This window comes from Polaromonas sp. P1_E1_2 (assembly GCF_056406035.1).
Genome location: NZ_JBFUAZ010000247.1, coordinates 1 through 5,724 on the forward strand (window position 1 = coordinate 1; position 5,724 = coordinate 5,724).

A 5,724-nucleotide genomic window follows, 5' to 3' on the forward strand; every position below is an offset into this window, starting at 1 on the left:
GTATTGGAGAGGTTCAGGCTGCGCTGGCCCGGTAGCATGGGCACTTTGAGGCGCTGCGGTGGCGCAAAGGATTCGCGTAACTCTGGCGCCAGGCCGCGGGTTTCGGCGCCGAAAACCAGCCAGTCGCCGGGCAGGAAGCGCGCGTCGTAGACGCTGGCGGAGCCGTGTGTGGTCATGGCAAAGAGTCGGGCTGAGGGTGGTTGCTCACTTTCAAGGAAGGCATGCCAGCTGGCATGCCGCAGCACCTGGGCGTACTCGTGGTAATCGAGCCCCGCCCGGCGCATGTGTTTGTCGTCCATCGAAAACCCCAGCGGTTCCACCAGGTGCAGGCGGCAGCCCGTATTGGCCGCCAGGCGGATGACATTGCCGGTGTTGGGGGGGATCTCAGGCTCGACCAGAACAATATTGAACATGGCTGGATTGTCGTGCGGCGGGCACAGGTGCGTTGGTAAGGGGCTGTTCCCGCCATGTTGCCCCCGCTCGTAGTTATCTTCCAGTGATCGAGAGTTTGATCGGGGGGTTTTGCCAGCAGGGGCCGCGGGACTGGCTTTGCCAGACCGCAGGCGCAGCGGCCCCCTCGGGGGGCAGGCAGCTACACGCAGTGAGCGACCGTGGGGGCTATTGAGTCCGCGCAAGGACAACGGCGCCAACATGTGCGGCGCCCGCATCCCGCAAGGACTGTGCGGCCGTATACAGCGAGGCGCCGCTGGTCATCACGTCGTCAACCAGCACCACGCGCCGTCCCTGCAGTTCCCCCGTGCGCAGCGGATCCACCTGGAAAGCCCCTTTGACGTTGGCCAGCCGGTCCTTGCGTTTGAGCTGGCTTTGCGGGCGCGTGTGCTTCACCCGCAGCAGCAGGCTGGCATCGGTTTGGCCCTCTGTGCGTGTTTGCCGGGCCAGTGCCACACACAACTCCCAGGCCTGGTTGAAACCGCGCACCTGCAGGCGCTCCGCCGACAGCGGCACCGGAACGATCCAGTCGCCGGGGGTCAGTTCTGCCATGAGCCCGGCTACGCCCGGCGACCGGGCCAGCAGCTTGGCAAAAAAAGCGGCCCAGCCGTGCTGCTCGCCGAATTTGTAGCCCGCAATCAGGGCTGACCAAGGGTAGGCATAGTGCACCGCGGCAAAGGCGCCGTCCAGCGGTGGCGGGTGGCTGACACAGGCGCCGCAGGGCTGCGGCCCAACCCGAAGGCCCATGGAAAGGTCACCGGGCAAGGCGAGAGCGCAGCGTGGGCAGCGCGGGACGGCCAAGGCAAACCGGGCCACGCAGGCGCCGCACACCTGGCGCGCCGGCCAGCTGCGGCACACAGCGCACTGGCTGGCCAAGCCGGGGAAGGCGCCAAAGCGGCCGGTCGGCCGGGACAGGAATGTGGCGGGAGCAAGCAGGCGTGTGAACACCGTGTCAATATACTCGCGTACCTTCCCCGCTTGCCTCGGCGGGCCCCGCGCTTCCTTTGCCCTTTTTGCTCCCTTTCATGACCCCTACACAGCGCCCACCCACGCTCGACCCGATCGCCGTCAGCCGCTGGGACCGCACCGCTCCACTGGCCTCGCCGTGGCTTCATGAAGAAGTGGCGCGGCGCATGATGGACCGGTTGCAATGGATCAAGCTGCAGCCGCGTGCGTGGGTGCACTGGGGAGCATTGCGTGGAGGGATCCAGGCGCAGGAAAAACTGGCCGGGGCATACCCAAAATCAAGGTGTTTTGTGGTTGAAAGCAGCTCTGGACGTGCGCAAGAAGCTATCAAAAATATAGCAAAACCGTGGTGGAATCCGCGCCGTTGGCTGGCGGCCCCCATACGCTTTGAGGCGCCACCGGCAGGAACTGCCGACATGCTCTGGGCCAACATGGCGCTGCACGAATCGGCCGATCCGCAGGCCCTGCTGGCGCGCTGGCACCAGGCGCTGAAGGTGGACGGTTTTCTGATGTTTTCCTGCCTGGGCCCGGATACCGCGAAGGAGTTGCGCGAGGTATATGCGCAGCTGGGCTGGCCGCCGGCCGGGCATGAACTGACCGACATGCATGACTGGGGCGACATGCTGGTGCAGACGGGGTTTGCGGAGCCGGTGATGGACATGGAGCGCATCACGCTCACCTATGCGACCCCCGCGAGGCTGCTGGAAGACATCAGGGAGCTGGGCCGCAATTTTCACCCGGCGCGGTTTCCTGCCCTGCGGAGCCGGGCCTGGAAGGCGCAGCTTGAAAGCGCGCTGTCCCGCCATCTCGTCAGGGGCGAAGACGGGCGGTTGTCCCTCACCTTTGAAATCATTTATGGCCACGCGCTCAAGGCGCCGCCGCGGATCAAGGTCAGTCCGCTCAGCGCGGTGTCGGTCGCCGATATGCGCAGCATGCTGCAGGGCCAGCGCTCCGGCGGCTAGGTGCCCGGCAGGTGTTGCGCAGCCGCGCCCAATCCCCGGTGTGGATGGGTTTTCAGAAGGGGCGGCAAGGTAAACCCGGCTACAATTCAAAGCTGAATTTTTGGGTATGTTCCCAAGCCTCATGCGGTCAATGCCCAGCGTTAACCGCAGTTTTTTTGAGGGTTGCCACATGCTGCAGCCAACACCAGCGTTTCGTTTTGCCACCTTGCCCGCACAGGGCGCCCACAGCCACGATGCTGTGCTGTGGCTTCTCAAGCGTCACTGTTCACTCACACCGGCCCAATTGGGCTGGCTGTATGTGTCTTTGTGCGGTGTTTCACTGGGTATTGCCGGATTTTTCTGGCTGAAGGGCGCCACCATGGTGATGCCTTTTGCCTGGATCGAGCTGATAGCGGTGGGGGCTGCTTTTGTGGCGTATGCCAGGCATGCGGGCGACGGTGAAAAAATCGTCCTTCAGGGCGAGCGGCTGGTGGTGGAGCTGGAAACGGCAGGGCGCACGGAGCGGGCTGAATTCAACCGCGAATGGGTCCGGATCGAGCCCAAGGATGGGGATGGGTCGCTGATTGAGGTGTCCGGGCAGGGGCGGTCTGTCCAGGTCGGGCGGCATGTACGGCCAGAGCTGCGGCCCGCGCTGGCCCGCGAGATTCGCATGGCGTTGCGGAGTGTTTGACAGTTCCTGAAAGACTTGTGTCAGTTCAGGTGCGGCAGGAGGGCTTGCCGCTAACTTTATAATCAGCCGGTTAATTTGGTCGGTAATTGAAGCAGAAAAAGTGATCACGATGAACGTAAGCAACACCATGAGCAAAATGACACGGCTTGGCATGCAGCATGCAGGCGCAATTCTGGCATCTGCGGTCGCCTGGGTCAGCACCGCCGCTTACGCCGTCAACGACCTGAAGGGCGGCCCGGCCGTCAATCAGCTGAACCTGCATCCGGCTGCCACCAAAATCGCCGCCGAGCAGCAATGGCTGCACTGGTTCATGATGGCCATCTGCCTCGTGATTTTTGTGGCTGTTTTCGGGGTGATGTTTTATTCCATCCTCAAGCACCGCAAGTCGGTCGGCCACAAATCGGCCAATTTCCACGAATCTACTGCTGTTGAAATTGCCTGGACCATCGTCCCCTTCATCATCGTGATCGCCATGGCCCTTCCGGCCACCAAGGTGCTGGTCGCCCAGAAGGACACCACCGCCGCCGACCTCACCATCAAGGCCACCGGCATCCAGTGGAAATGGGGCTACGACTACATCAAGGGCGAAGGCGAAGGCATCGGCTTTGTCTCCACACTCGACAACACGCACCGCGAAATGTCCGACAACGGCGGCCCCAAGGCCGGCGAAGCTCCCGACAACTACCTGCTCAAGGTCGACAACCCGCTGGTTGTTCCCGTCAACAAGAAAATCCGCATCATCACCACCGCCAGCGACGTGATCCACGCCTTCGCGGTGCCGGCCTTCGGCATCAAGCAGGATGCGATCCCCGGTTTTGTGCGTGACACCTGGTTCCGTGCCGAGCAAGTCGGCGACTTCTACGGCCAATGCCAGGAACTCTGCGGCAAGGAACACGCCTACATGCCCATCCATGTGAGGGTTGTGTCTGCAGCCGATTACAGTGCATGGGTCGCGATCAAGGCCAAGGAAGCCGCAGCCAAGGCGGATGATCCTTCCAAAGTCTGGACGCTGGTTGACCTGAAGGCGCGCGGTGAAAAAGTGTACGCTGCCAATTGCGCCGCCTGCCACCAGGCCAACGGCAAGGGCGCTGGCCCGATCAAGCCGCTGGACGGCTCGCCGATTGTTCTCGACGCAGACCACAAGAAGCAGATCCAGACCGTGCTCAATGGGGCCGCCGGTGGCGCCATGCCTTCCTGGAAGGCGCTGAGCGACACCGACCTCGCCGCCGTGATCAGCTACTCCAAGAACAACTGGTCCAACCAGACCGGCCAGATCGTCCAGCCYGCTGAAATCCAGGCGGCTCGCAAGTAAGCCTCAGGCGTTACCCGCAGATTCCATCATTTCGCCGGCGTGACCTTGCCGGCCGCAAAAGACAAGCTACAGGCACAAGCCACCAAAGGAAGCCAAGATGAGTGCAGTTCTAGACCATCACGATCACGCACATGATGACCACGATCACCATGCCCCGACGGGCTGGCGTCGCTGGGTGTTTGCGACCAACCACAAGGATATTGGCACGCTGTACCTGTTGTTCAGCTTCTTCATGCTGATGTTCGGTGGCGTGCTGGCCCTGCTGATCCGCGCGGAGCTGTTCCAGCCCGGCCTGCAACTGGTCAACCCCGAACTGTTCAACCAGCTCACCACCATGCACGGCCTGATCATGGTGTTCGGCGCCATCATGCCGGCCTTCGTGGGTTTCGCCAACTGGATGATCCCGCTGCAGATCGGCGCGGCTGACATGGCTTTTGCCCGTATGAACAACTTCAGCTTCTGGCTGTTGATCCCGGCGGGCATCATGCTGGTGGGGTCGTTCTTCATGCCTGGTGGCGCACCCGCCGCGGGCTGGACGCTCTACGCGCCGCTCACGTTGCAAATGGGCCCGTCCATGGACGCCGGTATTTTTGCGATGCACATCCTGGGTGCTTCGTCCATCATGGGTTCGATCAATATCATCGTCACCATCCTCAACATGCGCGCTCCCGGCATGACGCTGATGAAGATGCCGATGTTCTGCTGGACCTGGCTGATCACCGCCTACCTGCTGATCGCCGTGATGCCGGTGCTCGCAGGCGCCATCACCATGACGCTGACTGACCGCCACTTCGGCACCAGCTTCTTCAACCCCGCCGGCGGTGGCGACCCGGTGATGTACCAGCACATCTTCTGGTTCTTCGGCCACCCCGAGGTTTACATCATGATCTTGCCGGCCTTCGGCATCATCAGCCAGATCATCCCGGCTTTCTCGCGCAAGCGCCTGTTTGGCTACGCCTCCATGGTGTACGCCACTGGCTCCATCGCCATCCTGAGCTTCGTTGTGTGGGCGCACCACATGTTCACCACCGGCATGCCAGTCACGGGCCAGCTGTTCTTCATGTACTCCACCATGCTGATCGCCGTGCCCACGGGCGTGAAGGTGTTCAACTGGATCGCCACGATGTGGCGCGGCTCCATGACCTTTGAAACCCCCATGCTATTTGCAGTGGGCTTCATCTTCGTGTTCACCATCGGCGGTCTGACGGGTGTGATCCTTTCGGTCGCACCGATCGACACGCAATTGCAGGACACYTACTACGTGGTGGCYCACTTCCACTACGTGCTGGTGGCYGGTTCGCTYTACGCCCTGTTTGCCGGCTAYTACTACTGGTCGCCYAAATGGACCGGCGTCATGTACAACG

General features: G+C 62.2%; 6 protein-coding genes. 4 read left to right on the forward strand and 2 right to left on the reverse strand.

Features of this window, described 5'->3' with window-relative positions:
• On the reverse strand, window positions 1-413 hold a 413-nt coding region (locus AC1D1P_RS12685), incomplete at its 3' end, for a tRNA (cytidine(34)-2'-O)-methyltransferase (RefSeq protein ID WP_477673229.1).
• A gap of 205 nt (window positions 414-618) precedes the next feature.
• Window positions 619-1,398: a ComF family protein gene (locus tag AC1D1P_RS12690; RefSeq protein WP_477673230.1), complete on the reverse strand. Its 780-nt coding sequence runs from the start codon at window positions 1,396-1,398 to the stop codon at window positions 619-621.
• Between the two features lie 77 nt (window positions 1,399-1,475).
• Between AC1D1P_RS12690 and AC1D1P_RS12695 the strand changes: the two genes are divergently transcribed.
• The 4 genes from AC1D1P_RS12695 to AC1D1P_RS12710 all read left to right on the forward strand — a co-directional run.
• Window positions 1,476-2,378 (forward strand): biotin synthase, encoded by a 903-nt coding sequence (locus AC1D1P_RS12695; RefSeq protein ID WP_477668304.1) that lies wholly within the window; start codon window positions 1,476-1,478, stop codon window positions 2,376-2,378.
• A gap of 169 nt (window positions 2,379-2,547) precedes the next feature.
• Window positions 2,548-3,048 carry a DUF2244 domain-containing protein gene (locus tag AC1D1P_RS12700; RefSeq protein WP_477668303.1) on the forward strand — a complete coding sequence of 167 codons (501 nt, stop codon included), beginning with the start codon at window positions 2,548-2,550 and terminating at the stop codon, window positions 3,046-3,048.
• Between the two features lie 136 nt (window positions 3,049-3,184).
• Entirely contained in the window at window positions 3,185-4,360 is a 1,176-nt protein-coding gene (coxB, locus tag AC1D1P_RS12705) for a cytochrome c oxidase subunit II (protein ID WP_477668918.1), read from the forward strand.
• Between the two features lie 97 nt (window positions 4,361-4,457).
• The coding region (locus AC1D1P_RS12710) for a cbb3-type cytochrome c oxidase subunit I (RefSeq protein ID WP_477673231.1) at window positions 4,458-5,724 on the forward strand (1,267 nt) is incomplete at its 3' end.

Excerpts from the sequence above, each read along its gene's own strand:
- AC1D1P_RS12700 (WP_477668303.1), top strand. The coding sequence starts at position 2,548 with ATGCTGCAGCCAACACCAGCGTTTCGTTTTGCCACCTTGCCCGCACAG.
- AC1D1P_RS12695 (WP_477668304.1), top strand. The coding sequence starts at position 1,476 with ATGACCCCTACACAGCGCCCACCCACGCTCGACCCGATCGCCGTCAGC.